This is a genomic window from Asticcacaulis endophyticus, from assembly GCF_014652575.1.
GTDB lineage: Bacteria > Pseudomonadota > Alphaproteobacteria > Caulobacterales > Caulobacteraceae > Asticcacaulis > Asticcacaulis endophyticus.
Genome location: NZ_BMZB01000001.1, coordinates 1,480,500 through 1,506,321 on the forward strand (window position 1 = coordinate 1,480,500; position 25,822 = coordinate 1,506,321).

Sequence of the window (25,822 nt, forward strand, 5' to 3'; positions counted from 1 at the left end):
ATGTCAGTCGCTTATAAATCCACGGGTAAATCCACTGGCGCCTTTGCGCCTTTGCGCCAGCCGGTATTTGCCGTGTTGTGGGCCGCCACCGTGCTGGGCAATACCGGCTCATTCATGCGCGATGTCGCCTCTAGCTGGCTGATGACGGATCTTTCCGGATCACCGGCGGCGGTGGCGATGGTGCAGGCGGCGGCCACCCTGCCGATCTTTTTGCTGGCCATTCCGGCGGGTGTGCTGACCGATATTCTGGACCGGCGTAAGTTGTTGATCTTCATTCAGCTTTTGCTGGCATCGGTCAGTCTGGCTCTGGTGGTCCTGTCGGCGAATGGCCTGATGAGCGTCGAATGGCTGATTGGTCTGACGTTTGTCGGTGGGATTGGGGCGGCGCTGATGGGGCCGACCTGGCAGGCGATTGTGCCGGAACTGGTCCAAAAGCCTGACGTAAAAAACGCCATCGCCCTCAATTCACTGGGTATCAATATTGCCCGCTCCATCGGCCCGGCCGCCGGCGGGATGCTGCTGGCATCGTTTGGCGCGGCCCTGACCTATGGGGCGGACGTGGCGACTTACGGTTTCGTGATTGCCGCCCTGCTGTGGTGGAAGCGACCCAAGACCGAGGCCTCAGATCTGAAAGAATCGTTCTCAGGCGCGTTCCGGGCGGGGATGCGCTATGTGAAGGCCAGCCGCGAACTGCACCGTGTCCTGATGCGGGCGGCTATATTCTTTGCCTTTGCCAGTTCGGTCTGGGCCCTGCTGCCGCTGGTGGCCAAGACCCTGCTTAAGGGCGATGCCGCCTTTTATGGCCTGTTGCTGGGTGCCGTGGGTGCCGGGGCGATTGGCGGGGCCTTGCTCCTGCCGCGGTTGCGCCAAAGGCTGAACGCGGATGGCCTGATGCTGATGGCGGCGATTGTAACCGCCCTTGCCATGACGGTGCTGGCCGCGTCTCCGCCCAAGGTTGTGGCCGTGATCATCCTGCTGTTTATGGGGGCGGCGTGGATCATAGCGCTCACCACCCTTAACGGTACGGCTCAGTCAGTCCTGCCGAACTGGGTGCGCGGGCGGGCGTTGGCGGTCTATCTGACCGTATTTAACGGCGCTATGACGGCGGGCAGTCTGGGCTGGGGGGCGGTGGCGCAGGTCACCAATGTGGCGACGACGCTGCTGATCGCGGCCGCGGGCTTATTTCTGGCGGGGCTGATCTTTCACCGCTTTAAGCTGCCGGTCGGTGAGGCGGACCTGACGCCATCGGTGCACTGGCCGGAGCCGGTCAGGCTTGAGGCCGCCGACCATGATCGCGGCCCGGTCCTGATCCTGATTGACTATAAAATCCGCCGTGAAGACCGCCCGGCCTTTTTGGCCGCGTTGAAAGAGTTGTCGTTTGAGCGCCTGCGTGACGGGGCCTATAGCTGGGGTGTCAGCGAAGACAGCGACGATGCGGAGCGCATCACCGAATGGTTCATGGTCGAATCGTGGGCGGAGCACCTGCGTCAGCACCAGCGCGTCTCAAAGGCTGATGCTGACCTGCAGGCGGGGGTGTTACGCTTTCACACCGGCCCTAATCGGCCGGTGGTGCGGCACTTATTGGCGTTAAGCTAACGTCCGCACATTCGGTTCTCGCTCAAAGAAGCGCTGTGCTGCCTTATCGATAAAGTGCTCGGCAAAGACCACGCCGTCATCATGCACCACCCCGGCCTTATCGAGCAGGGGATGGCTTTGCGGTGTGTGACCGATGGCTTTAAGGTGGCCAAAGGCATCCATCACAAACTGAATGGCTGCCCCTTCAGTCATCAGCGCCTTGCAGCCGTCATCTGACAGGCAGACAAAGATAGCATCAAACAGGGCTGACGGCGCGCCCTGAAGCTGGGCATCGGCGGCCATCAGTTTGCCGTCCGACAGTTTGGCCCCACCGACCTTAGGGGCGATGATCACGGCTTTGCCGCCCGCGTCGGTCACCGAGGTCTTGACCTGCTTCAACAGAGCGGCATCGGTGCCATCGGCGATCAGAATCCCGACCGCGCGGCCCTTAAGAGTGGGTTTCAGGTTTTTCTGGATCGACAGGGCGTCCGACGCGGGCAGGTCAAACGGCGCGCGGGCCGCCTTTGCCTTATCCGGCAGGGGCATGTTCATACCGTCGGCCACACGCTTGGCCAGTTCATCCGTGACATTGCGCAGATTACCGAGCATCCGCTCACGCACCGGGGCTAAACCGACCTTGGACAGTTCAAACACGAAGCTTGAGGCGATGTGGGCCTGCTCGGACTCGGTTTGCGAAATCCAGAACAGGCGGGCCTGAGAGTAGTGGTCGGCAAACAGTTCGGCCCGCACCCGCAGCTTATCACCCTGTTCGTCCTGATCGGCGCGACCAGCATCAGTCTTGAAACCCGTCACCGGACATTCGCGCGGTCCGCCCGGTTCGCCAAATTCGGCCAAAGAATTAGGCTCATAGTTGGCGCGGCCCTTGGGCACGTTCATCTGCATCATGCCGTCGCGTTGGAAGTTCATGACCGGACATTTGGGCGCATTGATCGGCAATTGATGGAAATTGGCGGTGCCCAGGCGTGATTTTTGGGTATCGAGATAGGAGAATAACCGCCCCTGCAACAAGGGATCATTGCTGAAATCTATGCCGGGCACGATATTGGCCGGGCAGTAGGCGACCTGCTCGGTCTCCGCAAAGAAGTTATCCGGATTGCGATCCAGCACCATGCGGCCGATAATTTTAATGGGCAGGGTTTCTTCGGGGATCAGCTTGGTGGCATCGAGCACATCATAGGGCAGGCTGTCGGCAAAGGCCTGATCGAACAGTTGCACGCCAAGTTCCCATTCCGGGAAGTTGCCGGTGTCGATAGCTTCATAAAGGTCGCGGCGGTGGTAATCATTATCCGCCGATTGCAGCTTAAGCGCTTCTTCCCAGACCGTGGATTGCAGGCCCAGCTTGGGCTTCCAGTGGAATTTCACAAAGGTCGACTGGCCTTTGGCATTGATGAAGCGGAAAGTGTGAACCCCGAAGCCTTCGATGGTGCGTAAACTGCGTGGAATGGTGCGGTCCGACATGGCCCACATCAGCATGTGGGTCGTCTCCGGCATCAGCGACGCGAAGTCCCAGAAGGTGTCGTGCGCCGATCCGGCCTGCGGATAGCCGGAATTGGCTTCCATCTTTACCGAATGGACAAGGTCAGGGAACTTGATGGCGTCCTGAATGAAAAAGACCGGGATGTTGTTGCCGACCAGATCCCAGTTGCCTTCCTGGGTATAGAACTTGACCGCAAAGCCTCGGACATCGCGTGGCGTATCGACCGAACCGGCCCCGCCCGCCACGGTCGAAAAGCGGGTGAACACCGGCACTTTTTCGCCGACCCTCTGAAACAAATCGGCGGTGGTGACATCCGACAGCGATTGCGTCAGCTCAAAATAGCCGTGCGCGCCGGAACCACGCGCATGAACGATGCGCTCTGGGATGCGTTCATGGTCAAAGTGGAAAATCTTTTCACGCAGGATGAAGTCTTCGAGCAGACTTGGCCCGCGCGCGCCTGATTTAAGACTGTTCTGGTTATCGGAGACGCGGATGCCCTGATTGGTGGTCAGATGGCCGTCCGGCGTGTGGGGGCCTTTTTCCGGCACCTGCTGATGGGTTTCGCCGCCGTTACCTTTGACCGTGTCAAAATGTGTCTTATCGTCCATGATGGCCTCCCAGCGCATATGTTGAATGGCGGGAAGGTGCGCCTTATGGGCGTAAAGATGCAGTCGTTAACGCGGCTGAATAGATAAGGGGACTGCGTGCGACACGCTTAAAATTTACGTTTTGTATACGATCACAAAACTACTCCAAAATGTAACATGAGTTGAAGCGGATTGTGTTTTAAAAAACTTGCAACTTTGTGCGTCGCAGCATATTCTGAGGTTGTTCAGCGTTTCGACGCTGATTGCCCTTCCTGGGCGTTTCCTCCCTGTAAACTTTTAGCCGGACATTCGTGTCCGGCTTTTTTTTGCCCAAATAGGGGCCCGAAATCGAGGCATGAAAAAAAACCGCCGAAATCATTTCCGGCGGTTTTGGGAAGCTAAAATTATGGCGCCTGCGTTACGGGTGTTAAGGGTGTGTCCAGCAGGCTATCGTCCTGTGGCGTGAGACGGCCTTCTTCGGGGATCAGGAACACTGGCATCAGGCGGCGCGGTGTCGCCTTAGCCGTAAGGTAAGCCACCGGCACCGACAGCATCAGTGCAAAGGCCGCACCGGCGGTCATCAGCAAGGTTTCGGGCGCAAAGATAGACGCGACCAGCAACAGCCCCATGCCGATCAGGGTGTGGGCGGTGAAGCGCCGGGCCAGTTCATCGGCGGAGACTTCGTATTCCGACCGGCGCTGGGATTTCCAGCCGCTTTTGCGACCCGACAGGATCGACGCCACCATAAAGGCGTGGCTGATCATCACGACCGGCGCGATCAGGGTCGACAACACCGTCTCGACCATCAGGCTCACCGTCGCGCGCACACCGCCGCCAAAGCCAGAGCGGGTATCTGGATCGCGCAGAACAACAATAGCCGCCAGAACCTTGGGCACAATGAGGAACGCCATGGTGACGGCGAACAATCCGGCCAGCGGCCCAACCGAGGTCGCCGCAGGGGCAATATCTGCGGCGGCCAGAGCGGCGCCAGTAATAACCATACCCACCCACATCGGGGCCAGCAGATAGTTAAACACGCCGCGCAGCAGGTGGAAACGGTTGATGCCGTGCAGGCCCGAAGCGCCGACTACGGCGGCATGTTGCAGATTGCCCTGACACCAGCGCCGGTCACGGCCCAGAGTGTCCATCAGGCTGGGCGGGCTTTCCTCATACGATCCGTCAAGGTGCGGGGCCATATGTACGGCCCAGCCGGCGCGGCGTAGCAGGGCGGCCTCAACAAAGTCGTGGCTCATGATATGGCCGCCAAAGGGCGCACGACCGGGCAGGTGCGGCAGACCGGCAGCTTCGGCAAAGGCGCGGGTGCGGATAATGGCGTTGTGGCCCCAGAAATTGCCCTCAGACCCGGACCACCACGCAATGCCACAGGCGGCAACCGGGCCGTAAAGGCGGGCGGCGAATTGCTCACAGCGCGCAAACAGGCTTTTGCGGTTGATCAGGCGCGGCGCGGTCTGGATCAGGCCAACGCGGGGGTGGCGCTCCATCCCGCCCGCCAGTCGCACCAGAGTGTTGCCGCTCATCAAACTGTCAGCATCGAGCACGATCATGTGGGCGTAGGCCCCGCCATGGCGGCTGACCCAGTCGGCGATATTGCCCGCTTTACGGTCGGTATTGATCGGGCGGCGGCGGTAATAGATACGCGGCGCACCGCTTAAGCGCTGCATCTTGAGGAAGGCGGTGCGCTCAGTCTCAGCCGCAACCGGATCTTGCGTGTCGCTCAGGACAAAGATATCAAACCGATTGCCTTGCAGGGTGGCGATCAGGGACTGACGGATGGTATCGAGCCGCCCCACGACCGCATGGGCGTCCTCGTTGCAGATCGGCATGAGAATGGCGGTTTTCTGGGTCAGCAGCGGGATCGGCCCGTCCGGAAACAGGCCCAGATCGTCCTGACGCGTAAGGTATACCCACACACCGGCCAGGGATGAGATAAAGGCAAAAGCCATCCAGGTGAACAGAAAGCCCGCCAGACCTAAAAACACCATCTCCAGCGGGTGAAAGCCCTGATAGCTCAGGCTCGCCGCCAGCACGCCAATGCCGGTGACCCCGATCAGCAGCGACAGGCCAAAGATGAACACCCGCCGCCAGATCATGTGGCGCGGTGAGGTCGGGATGAGGGCCGATGACAAGGCCCCTTCGGTCAGGGACTGCACCGGCATGTCGAGCGGGGCCTCAGACGGCATGACCGGCGTGTGAGGTTCGGTCACCGGCTGGCGGATGCCAAAGGCGGGGCCCAAGCGGCCTGCAAATCTCAGTAAGTCCATCTGAACATCCATGTTTCCGTGAGCGCCGTAGCGTCTTTGTGCAGCGCAAGCCGCAGGTCCGCTATTTTTGCCTGTTCGGGTTGGAGGTGGCCCAATTCTAGGTGAAACCACACGCGGATAACGCCGCGATCGTTTAGGGTTTGCAGCCTGACGGCGCTTAAAGTCCCGGCGGAGGATTCCGCCACGGCGGTCAGGGTGTCAGGGTCGATGCCTTTCAGAGCAAAATCGACCATAAACACCCGGCCATAGCCATTAATGTCCTTACCCGTGCGGGTTTGAACCACACGACCGATCGTCTGGATTTGCGGATCAACCGAAGGTGATCCCCACATGACAGTATAGTGATAACTGTGGCCCCGGTGGGGCGCAAGCGGGGCAGAGGGCCGCCAGAAGGCCACAATGTTGTCAAAACCCTCAGTATTGGACGGCAACTCAATCAGATGCACCGCCCCCTTACCCCAGTCCCCTTTGGGGGTGACATAACCGCTGGGGCGCAGGTCGTAGCGGGCTTCATAATCCTCAAATACCGCTTGCGATTGCTCGCGCTGCATCAGGCCAAAGCCTTTAGGGCCGGTATCCTGAAAGGCGCTTTCTTCAGGCTTAGGCGGGTTGGTCAGGACGCGCCAGATGGCCTCATCACTGCCGGTGCGCAGTTGCAAGCCGTCGGCATCGTGAACGGCCCCTCTGAAATCATCAAAGCCGCCCTGATCGGCAGGGCCGTAGAGATACATGGCCGTCAGCGGCGCAATGCCGACCATATCGAGCGTTACGCGCGGGAACAGGGTGCATTGAATATCATAAACTGTCGCTGTGCCCGGCGTGATCTTGAACGCATAGGCACCAGAGACGCTGGGGCTATCGAGCAGGGCGTAGACCTGAACGGACGTATCGCCCGCCTTGGGGCGTACGATCCAGTAGCTGCGGAAAATCGGAAATTCTTCGCCGCGCGCGCTGGCGGTCGCAAGCGCCAGTCCGCGACCCGACAGGCCGTAGGTTTGGTTTGTGGCTAAAGACCGGAAATAGCTGGCCCCCAGAAACACCGCCATTTCGTCCATACCGGGGACATTATGGGCGTGGATGCGAAACCCGGCATAGCCGATATCACCGGCAGGGGCCGTGGCCGAGCGTGGATCGAAAGTGAACTGCGCGGCGTCATACCGGAAGGGCAGTGCCTTACCGTCATGGACTTCAAAGATGTCTATGCGTTCGCGGCTTAAGCCGCCGCGATGGAAAAATTCGAGGTGATAGCCTAAGCCCGCCTGTTTCCACGGCCCATGTTCCGGCTTAAAGCGGATGCCGCGATAGGCGTCATAGCCTAGGCTGGCCAGTTCGGCGGGTAACTCGCTCGATGGCGCCACATAGGGGCTGCGGGCGGTTTTTCGCGCCAGATCAATGACCGTCTGAAAGCCAAAATTTGGGGCGCTGAGCGCACGCGCGGGCGCAAGCATGGTTGTCGCCATGGCCGCCGCACTGATCCCGCTCACAAACTGGCGTCGCTTCAAACTCATCCTATCCCCAAAACACACAACTCTCGTCACCTGAATGCGGCTGCGTTCAGGTCTGAACTCAAAGCGGCACACCCTTTGGAGGCTTAAAGGGCCATGCGGCGGGTCATTAAGAATCCGTCTGTTGAAATTGTGCTCAGAGGTCGCCCTCTGAACCCTGCTGTCTTATGCAGTGAACGGAAACCGTCGGCGGGCCTTTAAGGTCATGAGGCAACCGCTTGGGGCGTTAATGGCCTGACTTATCCCGGTGTCCCAATTTGCGGGACACCACAGACAACGTCGCAAAGGACACAAACCGGGGAGGAATACAGCGCCTGCTTTGAAACAGGCCGCCGTCCGTGTCGCAATCCTTAAGACGCAATTAACCAGTTACGGTTTCGGGTTGTAAAAATTCGATAAGGAACGCGTACCAATTACAACAAAGGCGAATTATGAACGGTTGATTTCGCCTGTCTGGTGTCAAATCTGACACACTCAAACACACTCAGGTGTGGCTTTTAGGGTAATTTTTCACCGACAATTACGCATGGTCACGACGAGCGGCACGCTTGGTAAGGTGTATGGTCTTACCAAAAAATCGCTATATCTGACACAGCGTGTTGAAGTCTGAGAATTTTTAGAGTCATATGTGCGCCAGAGTCAGGCAGCCGCGCACGCACGCGGACATAAACGGTCACTACGTCGCTGAGTGATCGAAAACATAAAACAAGCGGCAACACGGGATATTGCACTGCGGGCCATGTACGGTCGCAGAAAAGGGAACGCTATGAGTGAATCAACGGGGGGCACCGCAGCCCCGCAGCCGGGCACCATGCCTGAGAGCCGGATGAGCAAATACCGCTGGGTGATCGTCACCCTGTTGTTTATCGCTATCGGCATCAACTATATTGACCGCCAGATGATCGGCATCCTGAAGGGCACGCTGCAGGAAGACCTGAAATGGACGGAAATCCAATATGCCAATATCGTTTTCTGGTTTCAGTGCGCCTATGCCATCGGCTTTCTGACCTTCGGACGGGTTATCGACCGGGTCGGCGTTAAGATCGGCTATGCCGTCGCCTTCACCATCTGGACGATTGCCTCGATCGGACACGGCCTGATCCATACGGTGACCCAGTTTGCTCTGGCCCGCTTTGTTCTGGGCTTTGGTGAATCGGGCAGCTTCCCGTCATCGCTCAAGGCCGTATCGGAATGGTTCCCACAAAAAGAACGCGCGCAGGCCGTCGGCATTTTTAACGCCGGGACCGCTATGGGCCCGATCATCACCCCGCTTTTGGTGCCCGCGATTACGCTGGCGTTCGGCTGGCGCGCCGCCTTTATCTCAATCGGTATTGTGACGGCCCTGTGGCTGGTGGCGTGGATGCTGATGTACCGTCAGCCGGAAAAGCACCCCAAGGTCAATGCCGCCGAACTGGCGCACATCCGCTCGGATGTTGATCAGCACTCCGGTGAAGCGATTGAGAAAATCTCATGGTTTAAGCTTCTGACCTTCCGCGGCACCTGGGCCTATGCGCTGGGTAAGTTCCTGACCGATCCGATCTGGTGGCTTTATCTGTTCTGGTTGCCGGACTTTCTGGGAAAATCCTACGGGCTTGACCTCAAAAGCTTCGGGCCGCCGCTGATTGCTATCTATATTCTGGCCGATGTAGGCTCGGTCGCGGGCGGCTGGTCGTCGTCTAAGCAAATTCAGATGGGCCGCACCCCTAATGCCGCCCGTAAGACCACCATGCTGTTGTGCGCGTTTGCGGTTATACCCATCGTGTTTGCCCAGTTTGTCGGCAATCTGTGGGGCGCTGTGGCCATTATTGGTCTGGCGGCTGCGGCTCACCAGGCATGGTCAGCCAACCTGATGACCCTGCCATCGGATATTTTCCCAAAGGCGGCGGTAGCTTCGGTCATCGGCATCGGCGGTACGGCGGGCGCCATCGGCGGTATGCTGATGACCACCTATAACGGCTATATTCTTGAGTTCTTTGGCTCATATCAGCCGATCTTCATCGTGGCGGGCAGTGCCTATCTGGTGGCGATTACGGTCATCCACCTGCTGACGCCGCACCTCAAGCGGATACCGATCGAAAAGATCCGGGTCGGCTAAACCGGCGGATATCCAACTCTCAAAAAAGCGCCGCTCTCTTACGGGAGCGGCGCTATTTTTATAAGCGCTTGCCAAAAAGTGTATGCGGTTTTTGGAAATAAAAGCGCGTCAAAAAACCTTAAGCGCGGCGGCGCAAACGCCTGACGATGCCCTGCCCCTTATGGACGATCGTGTGTTCAATCGTATTGGGTCGCCCGGTCAGCGTCCACACCGAGAACACAACGCCGACATACACGATCAGGGCCGGGGCGACGACCAATCCAATGCTGATGACCTCTAGCCATATGCCTTTGTCAAACCAGACCAGCGGTTTCAGGCCGTAAATCGTCGCGGCCATCGCAAGAAGGCCCAGCATATAGGGGACTAACGCGCCGATCTGATCGCGGATTTTCAGACCGATCAGGGTACGCACGCTGAACATGGAGAAGATAACCACGGCGGTGGCGGCTATGGCCTGAGTGGCAATCGCGCCGTAAACGCCGTACTGGCTGGCGGCAAACAGCATGATCGGCAGCTTGACGGCCAGTTCGGCCACCCCGCGCATCGACACAAACTGGTTGCGGTTTAGCACCATCGCCAGACACGGCAGCGGAAACGACGGCAGCACAATCATCGCGGTCAGGGCCAGCGCGGTAAGGTATGGCGCGGCCTCCAGCCACTTATCACCAAACAGCACATTCAGCACCGGCGTCGACAACATGGCCAGCGACAGCAAAACCGGCGTAATCAGCATGGGTATGCCGGCTGAGGCCTTAAGATAGGCGGCCCCCAGATCTTTGGGCGATTGAATGAGGGTCGCAAAGGCGGCGTTAATCGGCCCAATGGTCGGCAGGGCAATGGCTTGATAAGGGATATTGACCATATCGGTCGCCGCCGTAAACCGCCCAAATGGCACAAGATCAATGTAGCGCGGCAGGATCAGCCGGTCCATTTGCCAGTTCACGGACGATATAAACTGCGTCAGGGTGCTCCAGCCAACGACATTGGCAAAGCGCGGCCATTCCTTAAAGGTCAGGGACGGCTTCATGGGCGCAAACACATAGGTCAGGGACACAAACACGACCGCCGTGGTGATGGTGCCGATGGCCAGCGCCCAGTAGCTGCGGGTCAGAATGGCGACGGTCGCCACCACGATCAGGGAGACGCTTTTGGACGCCACATCCAGTATAAAACTTTTGCTGAAATCAAAGCGCTTGGCAAACAGGATAAGCCGTGGGCTGATCAGGCCGCGCATGATGGGTGAGATCGCCAGACACGCAATCAGCGGCAGCAGGCGCGGCTCATTGTAAAACAGCGACATGGGCCAGGCCAGCGCCCCCAGCACCGCCGCCACAATCAAACTGCGCATCAGGCCGAGCGTAAAGGCCGTGTTGAACATGTCATCGGTCAGATGCTCTTCGCGCAGCAAAATCGTCGTAATCGGCAGGTCAAGCACGGTCTCGACGATAAACACCGACGTCATGGCCATGGCCACCAGCCCGAAATCCGCAGGCCCTAAAAAGCGCGCCAGTATAAGCAGGGCGATAAAATCGAGCACCTTGGCCAGTAACCGCCCGCTGATCGACCACGCCCCGGCCTTGGCGGTGCGGCCTGATAAGGATGGGTTCGGGGTATCGCCGGGAGAGGGGGCGGGCTGGTCGGTCATCAGGTTTCCGGGCGGTACAGATTGACGGGCGAGATGCCCCGGCTATTGGCACACAGCGCGCGCGTAGGGCAAGGCGTGCGCCGGTTATTACCATAGTTATAAGCCATTAGGATTTCCCTACCGGCTTTGAGTGTGGTCTGTGCGCCACAGGCGAGGCCTTAACGAACAACGGCCTCCGCTGTGTCGCAATTTACACAAATCTGTCACATGTCCATGTCGGTTCTGTCATATAGGGCCCCTATAAGCCCCCTTAAGGCAAAACGACCTTTGTTGTGGGGGAGAGCGGTCTTCGCTCTTCGACGCCTGTCAAACGTTGGAGACAAAGACATGATCAAATCCAGAAAATTCCGTATCGCCCTTATGACCGGCGGCGCTGCGCTTGGCGTAGCCCTGACGCTGGCCGCTTGTGGCGGTGCTGACGGCGTGGCCTCACCTGGCGAAGGCGTCCTGGTTGGCGGCGGTTCGTCGTCTTCGAGCAGCAGTTCTACACCTGGAAATGGTACACCGGCTACGGCATGTCCGACCGGCCTGCTGGATGGTGGCCTGGTTGCCAACAACACCCTGCGTGCCTGTCAGTTGCCAAACCTGATCACCGGTGATCTGGTTCTGAACAAGGTCGCGGGTGCGGTTTATTCCATTAACGGTCGCGTTCAGGTCGGTGACGACCTCGGCGCTAACCCGGCTGCCCCGCTGGCGGGCACCAAAGGCACCCTGACTATCGCTCCGGGCGTGAAGATCTTCGGCTCAGCCGGTCTTGACTACCTGATCATCAGCCGCGGTTCGCAAATCTTCGCGTCGGGCACCGCCTCTGAACCGATTATCTTCACCTCCAAGCAAGGCATCGAAGGCACCGCCGGTGCTAACGCCATCGGTCAATGGGGTGGTCTGGTCATCGCCGGTCGCGCACCGTCCAATGTCTGCCCGGCTGGTGTCACCCCGCCGAACGTCGCCTGTTCCGAAGGTCAGGTCGAAGGCACCAACGCATTCTACGGCGGCAACACGGCTAACGACAACTCCGGCATCCTGAAGTACGTCCGCGTACAGCACTCCGGCTTTGAAGTTCTGCCCGCCAAGGAACTGAACGGCATCACCTTCGCCGGCGTCGGTTCGGGCACCACGGTTGATTACGTTCAGGTTCATAACTCGTCCGACGACGGCATGGAAATGTTCGGCGGCACGCTCAACCTGAAGCACATCATCCTGACCGGCAACGACGACGACAGCCTCGACACCGACAACGGCTACCGCGGCGCGGTCCAGTTCCTGATCGTTAAGCAACGTGACAACGGCGGTGACCGTCTGTTTGAAATGTCCTGCGCCGGCAACGCGGCTTACTGCTCGCATCCGATGATCTCCAACGCCACCTTGATCCGCCGCTCGTCGGTCGCGTCGAACGGCCTGGAACTGAACACCGGCACGGACCTGACCCTGATCAACTCGGTGATCCACAACACCTCGGCCACCACCACGACCGGCATCCGTATCACTGATGTCGCGACTCAAACCGCGGCACCGACCTTTAGCTCGGTCTACATGTCAGGCTTTGCCACCCAGTTTGCCTCTTCCGGCAACACGGCGGCGATCTTCACCGGCGGCACCAACAACACCGCTAACGGCACGTCGACCCTGGTTGATTTCGTGAACGGCGCCAATGAAACCGCCGTCACGGTCACTCCGGCAACCGCCGTCAACGCCGTCTTCTCCAGCGTCACCTATGTCGGCGCCGTGAAAGATGCCAACGACAACTGGTGGAAGGGCTGGTCCTGCGGTCTGGACAGCAACCCTTGCTAATCAAAGCATAAGCGCCTGATGCGGGGCGTCAGGCCGGCTATGGCCCGACGCCCTTTTTCCTTTTTTTGATCAGCAAAGGTTTGATCACATGAAGCCCACAACCCTGTCTCTGGCCGTGCTTATGGCGACCTCGGCGCTGATCGCGCCCTGGGCCGCTATTGCTCAGGAAGCCCCACCGGCTGACGTCCAGCCCGAAGTTACCGATACCGCCGCCGAAGAACCCATCACCGAAGTGACGGTGAAGGGCAAGTTCGTGCCGAACTCCATGCGCCGCACCGCCGAAGTCGTCTCCATCATGACCTCGGAAGACCTAAAGCGTACCGGCGATGACTCGGCAGCCACTGCCCTTACCCGCGTGACCGGTCTGTCGCTGGTCGAAGGCCGTTTCGTTTATGTGCGTGGTCTGGGCGAGCGTTATTCGTCAGCCCTTCTGAACGGTTCGCCCTTGCCGTCGCCTGAGCCGCTTCAGCGCGTCGTGCCGCTCGACCTGTTCCCGTCCTCGATCCTGAGCCGCCTGTCGGTTCAAAAGACCCACTCGGCTGATTACTGGGGTGAATTCGGTGGCGGCGTGGTCGACCTTAAGACCGTGACGACCCCGGCATCGCCTTTCCTGTCGCTGAGCGTCAGCACAGGCGGCAATACCGAAACGACCGGCCAGCACGCCTTTACGCACTACGGTTCCGACAGCGACTGGTTCGGCTTTGATGACGGCACGCGTAAGTTACCTTTGCGCCTGCGTCAGGCCATCGCCACCGGCAAGCAGGTCACGCAGGGCAATTTCACCGACACCGAACTGCAAAAAATCGGTCAGGACTTTGTCAACGCGCCGCTTAACCTCATTCAGGAAACCGACAGCTTACCGGCCAATCTCAGCTTCAACGTCGTCGGGGGCCGCAGCTTTGATGTTGCCGCTGGTGAACTGGGCGTGATCGGTCTGGTCGACTTCTCCAATAGCTGGAAAGTCCGCAATGGTATCCAGCAGACCGCCGTGAACGACCTGGATAAGCTGGCCGTCTATGACGATTACGACTATTCGACCTCGGAAAATAACGTCAGCCTGAACGGCCTGTTCGGTCTGGGTTTCCGTCAGGCCAAGCATTCGGTGCAGTGGACCAACCTGTTCATCCGCAACACCACCAAGCGCACTCAGGTTCGCGAAGGCTATGACGGCGCCAATGGCGAAGTCCGCCGCCGTGAACAAAGCGGCTGGTATGAGCGTCAGTTGTTCTCGACCCAGTTGAACGGCAACTCCGATCTGACCGACAAGCTGACCCTGAACTGGCGCGCCTCCTACGCGCAAACCGAGCGTGACGTGCCGTACGAAAAGTCGATCACTTACGGTGTCGGCCTCGAAGGGCGCTGGTATCACGATGCGTCGCGCGTGCGTAACCGCACCGATTTCTCGGAACTGAACGATAAGGTCAAGAGCGCAGGCGCCAGCCTCGATTATGACTTCTCGCTCGGCGAAGGCCGTGACGGCACCCTGACCGGCGGTTTTGATATCCTTGAGAACAAGCGTGATGCCTGGAACCGTCAGTTCAGCTATCTGACGCCGAACAACACCCTGCCGACCCCGGTGCAGTATACCCGTGTTGACTTCCTGCTATCGGACTTCAACATCTCGCCGGATCGTCTGGTGTTGACCGAAGTCACCGGCGGCGACGGCGCTGCGGCTTACGAAGGCGGTCTGTTCGTCAATGCAGCCTTCGCCAAGGTCGATGTCGAAGTCATTCCGCTGGTGCGTGTCGCGGCGGGCTTACGCTTTGAATCCGCCAAGCAGCGCATCACCACGGTCAATCTGTTCACGTCGGGCACAACACCCACACCGATCACACCGCTGAAGGAAGAATACCTCCTGCCTTCGGCCACCGTGACCTGGAACTTTGCCGACGACATGCAGTTGCGCGGCGGTATCTCCAAGACCATCGGTCGTCCGCAATTCCGCGAACTGGCCCCGCAGGTCTATCTTGACCCTGAACAGGATCGTCTGTTCGTCGGCAACCCGTTCCTGAAGGACACCGAAATCACTAATTTCGATGCCCGTTATGAGTGGTACTACGACGCCGGTCAGTACATCACCGCCGGCCTGTTCTATAAGGACATCGAAAAGCCGGTCGAAGCCACCATCCTTGATACCGGTTCCGGTGAAGGCCAGCAGTCCTACATCAACGCGCCGAAAGCCACGCTGATCGGGATGGAATTCGACTACAAGGGCGAGTTTGACTCCCCCGTAGAAGGCGCATGGTTTGCCTCGAAAAAGTGGCTGGTCGCCGCCAACTATACCTGGACGGACTCAGAAGTGACCGCAAAGTCCGGTGACGTGGTTTACACCGCGGCCAACCAGGGCATGCCGACACCCGCCACCAACTACATCCTCGACGGCTCGCGTCTTCAGGGCCAGTCGGAGCATGTGGCCAACGTCCAGTTCGGCTGGAACGACCTTGAAGCCAAGTCACAAGCCACACTTCTGCTGACCTACGTCTCCGAGCGCGTCTCTGCCCGTGGCAAGCCGGGCTATCCTGACTACATTCAGGAGCCGGGCGCCATGCTCGACTTCACCTACCGTAAGGGCTTTGACGCCTTCGGTCAGGAACTGAACTTCGGTCTGGAAGTTCGCAACCTGCTCGGCACCGAATACGAAGAGTACCAGGAGCGCAATGGCCGCGTAAATATCAACAACTACGATATCGGCCAGAGCGTCTCGGTCAGCCTGTCGACCCAGTTCTAAGATAGCTGATCTGGATAAATTTAAGCCCCTTCGCTTCTGGCGGAGGGGCTTTCTTTATACAAAATGGCCAGAATATAAAAAGGCCAGAGCATCATAAATGCTCCGGCCTTTTCATTGTGGAGATGTGCGCCTAATCAGGCTTAGCCCGGCTTAATCTTAGAACGTGTAGTCGAGGCTGACCATTACGCTGCGCGAGGCACCGTAAAAGGACTGGCTCCACATCAGGCTGCCGAAATATTTCTCATCAAAGGCATTTTTGACATTGAGGGTGGCGCCCACCTTATCGGTTAGTTTGATACGGCCCATCAGATCGACGATGGCATAAGAGCCTTGCGTGACCGTATAGCCCAGATCGGTGGTTGAGATGTCGTCCTGCCAGCGCACAGACCCGCCCAGCTTCAAATCGCGCAGTTCCGGGATGCTATAGGTGGTAGACAACTTGAGAGTCTTACGCGGAATATAGGTGCGTACGTCATTGCCATCTTGGCCTTCGATCGACATCTGGGTCCAGCCGCCATTCAGCGTCCACTGCGGGGTGATCTTGCCTGCGACTTCGAGTTCATAACCTTTCACGAAGGTGTCGATGCCGGTATAATAGCTCTTGCCTGTATCTAGGTTAAAGCCGGCATATTCCGCCAGATCATATTGTTCGGACTTGAAAACGGACGCGGTGGCGTAGAGGCGTTTTTCGAACCATTCCGATTTGACGCCGACTTCATAGCTTTTGCCCTTGGCCGCGGGCAGGCGGCTGCCGTCAAAATTGCCCTCTGACTGAGGATTGAAGATATCCGAATAGCTGGCGTACAGCGATGCATTCGGTGTCACATCATAGACTATGCCGACATAGGGGCTGACCGCCTCTTCTTCACGTGACGCATCTACGGCGTAGGATTCGCCCGTGGTCTCAAGCTTGATGGCATTGAACCCGACCACGCTTTTCAGGCTGTCGGAAATATTCAGATGGATAGCGGCGTAGCCGCGCGTCAGCTTATCGGTGATGTCTTCGGCGAGGTAAGTGTCCGGGTAGGTGGGCTCAGGTGGTGCCACAATATGGGTACCCTGATAGGCATCATAGGCGAACATATCGGCAAAGGCTTCCCACTTATGGCTTTTGCTCTCATAGGTGTTGAGGCCTGCGACGACCTGATGTTCGCGGCCAAACAGGCTGACCCCGCCATTGACGATAACGTCGAACATGTCCTGTTTTAATTCGGACGGATAATAGCCGCTCATGGCGACAACACCGAGGCCGGTCACCGGATCAGGATTGCCATAGGCGTACAACAGCTTAGCCTCGTCTTCCAGATCCTTGTGGGTATAGATGCCCTTGATCGTCCAGCCGTTCTCGAACTTATAGGACAGTTCGCCAAAGCTGGTCTTGCTGAAGGTATCCCAGAAGGTCCACGGGGCGGCGGTCGTTTCCGACACATCATAATCAATGGGCGTACCATCGGTATAGACCAGAGGCAAAGCGCCCCAGTTGTTGCCGGTGGCCAGATTGTCCTGCTGCGAATAGCCGGCGGTGAAGTTCAGCTTAGGGGTAATGTCCCACGCCACGACGCCGTAATAGACGTTGCGGTTGACGCCGTAATAGTTGAGGTAGGATTCTGTGTCGGTATTGGCGTAGACAAAGCGCGCCGCCACCGTGCCATCGGCATTGAGCGGTGTTGAGACATCGGCTTCGAGGCGCATATTATCCCATGTGCCGTAACCGACGGAGGCATTGGCGCGGAAGTCCTTGGTCGGACGCTTACGGATATAGTTGATGGTCGCCGACGGGTTGCCGGTGCCGGTCATCATGCCGGTGGCCCCGCGCACCGCTTCAATACGGTCGTAGATCACAGTGTCAAACGCGCCGGTTTGCAGGCCCCAATCCAGAGGCTGGCCCACGCCATCGACCTGAAATGTGGTGATCTCAAAGCCGCGTGAATTGTAATAGGTGCGATCGGTCTCCGCCGGCACGACGTTAATGCCGGGGATGGTGTCCAGCAATTGGTTGGCATCCGACAGGCCGAATTCTTTGATCTGCTGAGCGGTAATCACGGTCACTGACTGCGGCGTTTCGCGCAAACTCAGGTCAAGGCCGGTGGCGCCTGCCGATTCACGGATGACGCGCTTGCCCATGACGATGACTTCACGCACATCACCCGCGTCGGCTGCATCATCGGCAGCGGCGGGCAGGGCGAAGGTCAGGCTGGACAGAATGAGGACAGAGGCGGTCGTCCGCAGGGAGGATTTGCGCAGGGAGGATTTGAACATCAGGTAAAGGCCTTTGTTTTGCGCTGGTCACACACAAAGTCGCCAGCTTTTTTTCAACAATGCGTCGCAATGACTCTTGCTGGCTGATAAGTCAAGTTTGATTGAGAATTAATTGCAAATAGTCAGCTTTACTGGCCTATTTGCAACATCATTGCCTTGCGGGCGGTGAGCCAGCCGCGTGCCGCCGTCAGCGTAAGCCCGATGCCTAACAGAACCACCACGATATTGACCTGTAACGCGGCGGTGGTGAACGACATGTGGGTCGCCTGATGGACGCTGACCATGGCCAGCAGGCTCAGGCCCAGCGCCAGCCGCATCAGGCGTGACACGTCGGCAATAGGGGCGTCGCTGAAGCGCGGGCTGATCAGGGTGAGTACCGCCATCAACGCCATGCCGCCCCAGAATACCGGCACCGGCGGCAGATTAAGCCCCATACCCAGTGCAAAGGTTGCGGCAATCAGGGCGGGTGAGCCATAGATCAGCACGGTCCACAGGCGATGGATCAGCGGATGGGGCTTGCCCTTTTCGGCCGATTTGATCAGCCAGATATCAAGCCCTGCGGCGATCATGACCGTCAGGCCAAAGCCCAGAATGACGTAGATCAACTTGACCGGCCAGCCGCCGAACGATCCGAAATGCAGGTCGTACAGACTGGCGGCAACCTGACGGCCGGCCGGACCATCCGACAGATTATAGCTGCCCTTGAGGTTGCCCAGAGAGTCAAACCGCCACGCTTCGCCGTAGACCAGACGCTGATTGGGCTTGGTGGTGATCTCGATAAATTCGGTCGGGGTGCCGACCATGCGGATGGCGATGAAGGTGATCGGCTGATCCGGTTGGGCGGCAGTCAGGTTATTAACGGCGTTGATCATCGCGCCGTCCTGAAGCGGTAAGCCTCCGGTGGCGGCGGTCACTTCTTCGGGGGTGCCGAATATGGGCTCATAGGCTTTGAGGCTGTTGCCGTCATAATAGAGCGCACCCATGACCAGCGCGACCAGTTGCCCCAGGCCGATCGCCGTGCCGGTAAGCGTAATGATCAGCCCGAACGGCAGGGTCCACGCGCCGATGCGGTTATGGATGTCGGCGCGGGTCAGGTGGCCCTGACGGCGCACGCGAATGGCAAAGGCGTCGCGGAACATCTTGGGGTGGGACAATGCCCCACCGATCAGCAGGGCCATCATGCCGACCCCAAACAGGCAGACCACGATCATGCCGAAGGTTTCGGGCAGGTGCAGATAGTAATGCAGTTCGGTCAAAAAGTGGGTCAGGTCGTGGCTGGCTTCACCAACATAGCGCCCGTCCTGATCATAGGCGCGGGCTTCGTGGCCATAACCCACCGTCAGGCGCGGCATGGCCTGCGACGGGGTGGTGATATAAAGATCCGTGTCCAGCGGCCCGCGGTGATCATCAGCCAGCATGACTGCGCGCATATCCGCCGTGGCGCGGGCAATCGCTTCGGGGGTAGCGGTGGAAAATTCCGGCACATTGGGCCGTTCCCAGCGCTCAACCTCAACATAATAGACCCCGGCCCAGCCGGTCATGCAGATCAGATACAGGATGCCGCACAGGGCAAGGCCCAGAATTTTGTGGCCGCTCAACAGGCGGCGAACGAACGGGGCGGGGACTTTGGGCCAGACGGACATATTAAACGCTTCCCGTTAGGATAGGCAGGCTGACAAGGGCGGAGGCGGCGGCACCGGTGAGGGCAATCAGGCCAGTGGCCCGCCACGGACGTTGGGCGGCTAAACCCGCCATCAGAGCTACGGCGAATGAAAAGGTAAAAAAGAACACCGCCCAGGCATAACGCGTCGAACCGTGACCCGGCATGTAGGCCCAGGCCAGAAGCCCGACGGCCATGCCGGTGACGGGGGCGACGATCAGGCAGGACAGAAACCGCGCGGTGATGCGCAGGCCCTTACCGGGCGAGGCTGTGGGGTCGGCGGGGGCCTTTTCGCGGCGCTCACGATGGCTGAGCGGGGCCGATATCCAGCCCCTGTAGCCCTGCCAGCCGATGATAATCAGTGGCAAACACATAAAGATCAGGAACCCGACCGAAAGACCAAAATCAGGTGTATAGGCGCGCATCCACAGGGCCGCCGATACACACAAACACCCCCATGCCACCGGCACGGCCAGACCCAGCACAAGGGCGGGCACGCCTTCGCCCCGCCATTTGACATACAGTAAACCAATGGCGGCGGCGATCAGGGCGATGGCGATCACGGTGAGAATAAAAGTCATGATCACGCGATAACAAATGCTTGCGGCTCTGTAAATAGAAACTGCGAAGCATTTGCATGGTCGTGTTTGTTATCAACCTTTTAACTCGCCGTCAGTTTCACACTACCGGCCCGCAGACCTTCGGCGCTGGCGGTCACGGTGATGGCCCCCACTTTACGATCGGTCTGAACAATCGCCTGAGCCAGACCGTTGAACAGCTTACGCGCCGACGCCTTATCAGCCTCGTGGCTGACCGGATTGCCATTGCCGACGCCGATCACCGCACCGGGGCCGGAGACGCTAAAGGTCACCAGATGATCCGCTTTTGGCACCGGACGGCCCTTGGCATCGAAGGCTTCGACCTTAAGGATCGCCACATCGCGGCCATCGCCTTTGAGGGCCGTGCGGTCGGCGGTGAGCACCAGTTTGGCCGCAGGCCCTGCCGTTTCGCGGGTCTGCTTCATCACGACCTTGCCGCCTTTATAGCCAAAGGCCTGAATTTTGCCGGGCTGATAGACGACATCCCACTCAAGGTGACGGTTCTTGACGACCGGCTTCTTGCCCGCTGACTTGCCGTTAACGAACAACTCAACCTCATCAAGGTTGGAATGCACCCAGACGGGGATCGTCTCGCCTTCCTTGCCCTCCCAGTTCCAGTGCGGGAACAGGTGCAGCAGCGGCTCAGATTTCCACCATGCGCGGTAATAGTAATAGTTGTCCTTGGGGAAGCCGCAGGTGTCCAGAATGCCGAACTGCGACGAAATCGCCGGCCAGCGGTTATAGGGCGTCGGCTCCCCGCGATAGTCAAAACCGGTCCAGATAAAGGCTCCGGCAATAAACGGCTTTTCGTCGAACAGTGGCCAGTAGGCTTCGGCGGTCGAGGCCCACCACGGATGTTCGGTGTCATAGGCGCGCACGAACGATTTGGCCGCATCCGTCACATATTCCCCGCGCGTCGAGACGGTCGAGCCCGTCTCCGAGCCGTAAATTGGAATGTGCGGATAGTCTTTGTGGAACTGCTCCATCTGACCGTGGCGGTAGTTGAAGCCCAGCACGTCAACGACCGAGGTGATGCCCTTGCCGTAGGAATTATCAAGCGCTGCCGTCACCGGGCGGGTCGGATCAAGGCGGTTGCACAGGGCCTTCATGGTCCTGGCGACTTCGATGCCGCGTTCAGTCCCTTGCAGGGGCTCTTCGTTGCAGATTGACCACAGGATGACTGATGCGTGATTGCGGTCGCGCACGATCATGGCCTCAAGCTGATAGAGGCCGTCCTCACTTGAGGACATCTTGCGCGTCTCATCGATGACCACGATCCCCAGCCGATCGCAGGCCATCAGCACTTCGGGCGTCGGCGGATTGTGTGAGCAGCGATAGGCGTTGGAGCCCATGTCCTTAAGCTGCTGCAAGCGCCACAAGTTCAGCGCATCGGGGATGGCGGCACCGACACCGGCATGATCCTGATGGTTGTTGGTGCCCTTGAGTTTGACGTGTTTGCCGTTAAGAAAGAAGCCTTTTTCGGCATCGAACTTAATGTCGCGCAGGCCGAAATAGGTGACCTGCGTGTCGATATGGGCTGTGCCCAGATATAGCCTGGTTTCCAGCCGGTAGAGATGGGGCGCCTCGATCGACCACAGACGTGGCGCGGGCACTTGAGTGACCATCGTGCTCTCACGCCGGTCACCGGCTTGCAGGCCGTAATCCAGAACATAGTCTTCGGTTAGAACGGCCTTGCCGTCAGCATCATAGGCGGTAATGACATATTTAACGTCGGCTTTTTCGGCCGAGGTGTTGGCGATGGTGACCGAAACGGAGGTCTTACCATCCGCACTGCCGCGCACCCATACGCCCCACTGCGGGATGTGAACCGGGTTGGCCTTAACCAGCCAAACATGGCGATAGATGCCGGCCCCTTCGTAGAACCAGCCTTCGCCCTGCGTCGCGTCAACGCGCACCACCAGCACATTGGGCTTATCGTCGGTATTGATGAAGTCGGTAATGTCGACATTGAAAGACGTATAACCGCTCTCATGGCGTTTCAGGATAAAGCCATTGAAGATGATGACGGCATCGCGGAACACGCCGTCGAACTCGATCCACAGGCGCTTGCCCTTATCCGCCGTCGATACCGGCACGATCTTGCGATACCAGCCGACCGAGGTTTCAGGGAAGTCACGCCCGATCGGTTTATAGCCATGATCCGACGGGGGATGATGCTCGCGCACAGTTTCAGGAATATAGTCGGCATGAGGATCGAACGGCAGTTCCACTGCCCAGTCATGGGGCAGGTTCAGCGTGCGCCAGCCGGAATCGTCATAGTCGGCCCCAAGGCATGACGCGACATTGGCACCTTGCTTGGCATGGGTAGCCTGTGCCGCGCCATAGCGGAAATCTTTATAGATATCGCTGGCGTGGCCGAAGTGGAATTTCCAGTCAAAGTCGATGAGCGTACGCTCACGCGGGGTCAGATCGTCCTTGGGGAAAACATCAGTCATCATGGCCGGTTTAGGGGCTGCCATGGCGGCTGTTGTGCCAAAGCCCGCACTCAGGGTAGCGCCCGTGACAGCGGCGCTTTGCAGGAGGTGACGGCGGTTGAGATCAGACATGGCGGGTTCCCTCTTTATGCGTTGAAATTATCTTACAAATAAAAAAGCCGGGCTTTCAAGCGAAAACCCGGCCAAAAGTTATGCGGCTTAAATCAGAACTTATAGGTCACATCAAACAGGAAGCGGCGACCGTAATAGCTCATGTCGCCGACGCGGTTAGGCCTGTAATCGGTGTAAACCTTCATCGGTGTATCGAGCAGATTGCCTGCCTGGAACCGCAGGGATATGTGGTCATTAACATTATAGCCAGCCGAGAAATCAAGCGTGGTTTCCGGCAGGACACGCACCAGATTGGTCGAATCCCAGCCCAGAATAGCGGTATATTCGGAATGGTACTTGGCCCCCAGACGGGCCTCGAACTTCGCATCCGAATACCACAGGTCCAGAATGGCGGTGGTGTCTGCTACGCCGTTCATCGGCAGAGGATTGCCGGTCGGGACCAGTTCCTTGATGTTGGAATTGACCAGAGCCAGGTTAGAATAGATGCCGAACTTATCCATCCACGGCGCATCAAAGAAGGTATCGAACGGCGTCTGATAGGTGAATTCGACGCCGGTGATATAGCCGCCCTTATCGATATTGACCGGCGAGGTCAGCACATAGGGGCGGCCCATGATGGTCTCAGAGCGCTGATCGTAACCGACATAGTTCTTGACGTTCTTATGGTAGCCCGACACGGCAAACAAAGAGTCCGGACGGAAATAATATTCATAGGCGATGTCGATCTGATCGGCCTCGAACGGCTTAAGGTACGGGTTGCCTGCCGAGCCGGTATAGGGTGCTACCGGTGACAGGCTGCGGTTGGCCTTAAGCTCGTTCATCGGGGCGCGCGAGATCACACGGGCCGCCCCCAGCTTGAGGAAGCCGCCGCTGATGATTTCGATCTTGGCCGAGGCTGACGGCAGGGCCTTGATGTAGCTGACGCCGCCGGTGGCAGTGGTGACTTCCAGAGGGAACTCGATCCAGTCACCGGTGACAATATCCTGGAACCAGCCGCCGCCGGAGCGGGATTCGCCGGCACTCTGGCTATCGACATCAACCACCCGCACGCCAATATTGCCGCTGACCGGGGCATCGATAAAGGTCGTCTCGAAATTAGCCTGCACATAGGCTTCCCAGACCTTTTCGCTGACTTCGGAATTAAAGCGCAAACCGTCCGGATCGGGATTGACGGCGTTAGCGCCGTAAGCCGTTTGCAGCAGGCTGTCGAAATCACCGTTCAGCATGACCGGAATGTTGAAGTTCTTGAACTTGTAGGCCTCAAGCGATGACCCGGCGATGGTCACGCCCGCAACCGGTGCCGGATACTGACCATAGCCAGTGGCTTCCTGCTTGGTGCGGTCGGCATAGCGCGCGCCGAACATGAGGTTGGTCCAGAAGTCGCCGCTGAAATCGCGCTTGAAATCAAGCTGACCGGCGCTCAGTTCGTCCTTGACGCGGCCGGGGGTGGCTTCGCCAAATTCCGGCGTATAGCTTAAGGTGTCGGGCTGCTGCGTGACCGTGATCGACGGATCTTCGGTCAGAAGCCAGGTCATGCTTTCGGGATAGGCGTTCATCTGCACCGAGCGCCACAGATTGCTGCGTTCGGCGGTGGAGTAGGACAGGTCCGCCGAGACGGTCCAGTTATCATAGGTCCATTTGCCATTCAGGCCGGTGACCAGCAGGGACTTATCTTCTTCGTAGCGGGCGACGACGGCGGTGATTTCGCTGTAGGCGGTAGTGGCACCGACCAGATCGCCGTCGATGATCACCGGGTTGGTATAGCTGCCGGTGTTGCCCCCGGCCCAGTTGCCCCAGTTGTTGCCGCCGTACCAGGCCTGATTCTGGTCTTCCTGAATCTTGTACTTGGAATAGAGGAGATCATAGGTCAGCTCAAAGTTTTCATTCGGGCGGTACTGCGCCCCAAACGAGGCACTGTAGCGCGTCGAATCGAGGAACTTGGCCTCAGCACCAGCACCCCACGGCGTCGGCACTTTCGGGCCGTTCGCAACGATCGGGCCGGTCGAATTGCCGGGACGCAAACTGTCGTCATTGAAGCCCCAGCCGCGGAAGCTTTCGTAGCCGTTCTTCTGGTTCTGGCCGGTCAGGCCGATGACAAAAGCGAACTGGTCATTGACCTTTTTGACCCACGACCCCGACGCGCGCCACCCCAGACCGTCATAGCCCGGAAAATCAGCCCCGCCGTCATAATAGACGCCACCACCACGGGCGACGAACTCAGGCCCGGAATAGCTGAGCGGGCGGATGGTCTGAAGATCGACCGTGCCGGAAATGCCGCCGGACAACAGGCGCGCTTCGGAGGATTTATAAACCGCCGCACCGGCCACGACTTCGGACGGATAGATTTCCCAGCGGACATTGCGGTCGGGCTCAGATGTCGCCACTTCGCGGCCATTGACCGTGCCTAAGACCATGCGCGGGCCAATCCCGCGGATCGAAGCCTGACTGTCATTGCCGCGATCACGGCTGGTGTTGACGCCCGGCAGACGGGCGAGGGATTCAGCGATTGTCACGTCAGGCAGGACGCCGATTTCCTTGGCCGAGATAAATTCAGCGACCCCTGAACTGGCGCGTTTTTGGCCGATGGCGTCACGCAGGGATTTGCGGATGCCGACGACGGTGACTTCTTCGACGGGGGCGTCGGCAGACTCAGCCGTGGCCTGAGCGGTTCCGGCCACGCGTTCGGCACTGGCGGCGGTGGCGCGGGTCAGGACAATCGCCTTGCCGTCATTGGATTTGATAGTAAGGCCCGTGCCGCTGATCAGCCGCTCCAGCGCCTGATCGACGGGCAGGGTGCCTTCGACCGCATTGGTGCGCACGCCGTCAAGGTCAGAGGCGCTGGCCAGAACCTGAAGGCCGGATTGCTGGGCAAAGACCTGAACCCCTTTGGACGCGGGCTGGGCGGCGATCGCGAAGGATTTACCCGATTGGGCAAGCGCGGGGGCGGCATAGACGGCGCTGATGCTTAAGGCGGCGATCAGGGCCGCGCGTGAGGCGCCTGTGAAATGGCTCATGGTGGACTTCCCTGTTG

The 25,822-nt window shown here is 58.8% G+C and carries 13 protein-coding genes; 4 read left to right on the top strand and 9 right to left on the bottom strand.

Going from position 1 to position 25,822, the window contains the following annotated elements:
* Window positions 1-1,596 (top strand): MFS transporter, encoded by a 1,596-nt coding sequence (locus IE102_RS06665; protein WP_189485621.1) that lies wholly within the window; start codon window positions 1-3, stop codon window positions 1,594-1,596.
* On the opposite strand, the gene IE102_RS06670 is transcribed toward IE102_RS06665, so the two are convergent.
* From IE102_RS06670 to IE102_RS06680, 3 genes are all read right to left on the bottom strand, one after another.
* Window positions 1,588-3,681, bottom strand: a complete 2,094-nt coding sequence (locus tag IE102_RS06670; protein WP_189485622.1) for a catalase — start codon at window positions 3,679-3,681, stop codon at window positions 1,588-1,590. The two genes, IE102_RS06665 and IE102_RS06670, sit on opposite strands and share 9 nt — an antisense overlap.
* 383 nt (window positions 3,682-4,064) lie before the next feature.
* Entirely contained in the window at window positions 4,065-5,942 is a 1,878-nt protein-coding gene (mdoH, locus tag IE102_RS06675; RefSeq protein WP_189485623.1) for a glucans biosynthesis glucosyltransferase MdoH, read from the bottom strand.
* Complete coding sequence (locus IE102_RS06680) at window positions 5,930-7,450, bottom strand: OpgD/OpgG family glucan biosynthesis protein (protein WP_189485624.1); 1,521 nt, start codon at window positions 7,448-7,450, stop codon at window positions 5,930-5,932. Before IE102_RS06680 ends, mdoH begins: the two co-directional genes overlap by 13 nt.
* Window positions 7,451-8,213: 763 nt before the next feature.
* Here IE102_RS06680 and IE102_RS06685 point away from each other — a divergent pair.
* Complete coding sequence (locus tag IE102_RS06685; RefSeq protein WP_229807591.1) at window positions 8,214-9,542, top strand: MFS transporter; 1,329 nt, start codon at window positions 8,214-8,216, stop codon at window positions 9,540-9,542.
* A 118-nt stretch (window positions 9,543-9,660) separates the two neighbouring features.
* Here the strand turns inward: IE102_RS06685 and IE102_RS06690 are convergent, their stop codons facing one another.
* Window positions 9,661-11,187, bottom strand: coding sequence for an oligosaccharide flippase family protein (locus IE102_RS06690; RefSeq protein WP_189485625.1), 1,527 nt, complete (start codon window positions 11,185-11,187; stop codon window positions 9,661-9,663).
* 327 nt (window positions 11,188-11,514) lie between these two features.
* Between IE102_RS06690 and IE102_RS06695 the strand changes: the two genes are divergently transcribed.
* Window positions 11,515-12,978 (top strand): beta-helix domain-containing protein, encoded by a 1,464-nt coding sequence (locus IE102_RS06695; protein WP_229807592.1) that lies wholly within the window; start codon window positions 11,515-11,517, stop codon window positions 12,976-12,978.
* Between the two features lie 88 nt (window positions 12,979-13,066).
* Entirely contained in the window at window positions 13,067-15,706 is a 2,640-nt protein-coding gene (locus tag IE102_RS06700; RefSeq protein WP_189485626.1) for a TonB-dependent receptor domain-containing protein, read from the top strand.
* A 156-nt stretch (window positions 15,707-15,862) separates the two neighbouring features.
* Here the strand turns inward: IE102_RS06700 and IE102_RS06705 are convergent, their stop codons facing one another.
* The 5 genes from IE102_RS06705 to IE102_RS06725 form a co-directional block, all read right to left on the bottom strand.
* Window positions 15,863-17,965, bottom strand: a complete 2,103-nt coding sequence (locus IE102_RS06705; RefSeq protein ID WP_189485627.1) for a TonB-dependent siderophore receptor — start codon at window positions 17,963-17,965, stop codon at window positions 15,863-15,865.
* 128 nt (window positions 17,966-18,093) lie between these two features.
* The gene (locus IE102_RS06710; protein ID WP_189485628.1) at window positions 18,094-19,608 is read right to left on the bottom strand and encodes a PepSY-associated TM helix domain-containing protein; all 1,515 of its coding nucleotides are present in this window, start codon (window positions 19,606-19,608) and stop codon (window positions 18,094-18,096) included.
* 1 nt (window position 19,609) lies between these two features.
* Entirely contained in the window at window positions 19,610-20,206 is a 597-nt protein-coding gene (locus IE102_RS06715; protein WP_189485629.1) for a hypothetical protein, read from the bottom strand.
* A gap of 80 nt (window positions 20,207-20,286) precedes the next feature.
* The gene (gene galA / locus IE102_RS06720; RefSeq protein WP_189485630.1) at window positions 20,287-22,791 is read right to left on the bottom strand and encodes a beta-galactosidase GalA; all 2,505 of its coding nucleotides are present in this window, start codon (window positions 22,789-22,791) and stop codon (window positions 20,287-20,289) included.
* A 92-nt stretch (window positions 22,792-22,883) separates the two neighbouring features.
* Window positions 22,884-25,805 carry a TonB-dependent receptor gene (locus IE102_RS06725; protein WP_189485631.1) on the bottom strand — a complete coding sequence of 974 codons (2,922 nt, stop codon included), beginning with the start codon at window positions 25,803-25,805 and terminating at the stop codon, window positions 22,884-22,886.
* Window positions 25,806-25,822: the final 17 nt, after the last annotated feature.

Coding starts and splice junctions, on each gene's coding strand:
- IE102_RS06690 (WP_189485625.1), bottom strand. CDS start 11,187: ATGACCGACCAGCCCGCCCCCTCTCCCGGCGATACCCCGAACCCATCC.
- IE102_RS06685 (WP_229807591.1), top strand. CDS start 8,214: ATGAGTGAATCAACGGGGGGCACCGCAGCCCCGCAGCCGGGCACCATG.
- IE102_RS06670 (WP_189485622.1), bottom strand. CDS start 3,681: ATGGACGATAAGACACATTTTGACACGGTCAAAGGTAACGGCGGCGAA.
- mdoH (WP_189485623.1), bottom strand. CDS start 5,942: ATGGACTTACTGAGATTTGCAGGCCGCTTGGGCCCCGCCTTTGGCATC.
- IE102_RS06715 (WP_189485629.1), bottom strand. CDS start 20,206: ATGACTTTTATTCTCACCGTGATCGCCATCGCCCTGATCGCCGCCGCC.
- IE102_RS06695 (WP_229807592.1), top strand. CDS start 11,515: ATGATCAAATCCAGAAAATTCCGTATCGCCCTTATGACCGGCGGCGCT.
- IE102_RS06725 (WP_189485631.1), bottom strand. CDS start 25,805: ATGAGCCATTTCACAGGCGCCTCACGCGCGGCCCTGATCGCCGCCTTA.
- IE102_RS06710 (WP_189485628.1), bottom strand. CDS start 19,608: ATGTCCGTCTGGCCCAAAGTCCCCGCCCCGTTCGTTCGCCGCCTGTTG.
- IE102_RS06665 (WP_189485621.1), top strand. CDS start 1: ATGTCAGTCGCTTATAAATCCACGGGTAAATCCACTGGCGCCTTTGCG.
- IE102_RS06680 (WP_189485624.1), bottom strand. CDS start 7,450: ATGAGTTTGAAGCGACGCCAGTTTGTGAGCGGGATCAGTGCGGCGGCC.
- galA (WP_189485630.1), bottom strand. CDS start 22,791: ATGTCTGATCTCAACCGCCGTCACCTCCTGCAAAGCGCCGCTGTCACG.
- IE102_RS06700 (WP_189485626.1), top strand. CDS start 13,067: ATGAAGCCCACAACCCTGTCTCTGGCCGTGCTTATGGCGACCTCGGCG.
- IE102_RS06705 (WP_189485627.1), bottom strand. CDS start 17,965: ATGTTCAAATCCTCCCTGCGCAAATCCTCCCTGCGGACGACCGCCTCT.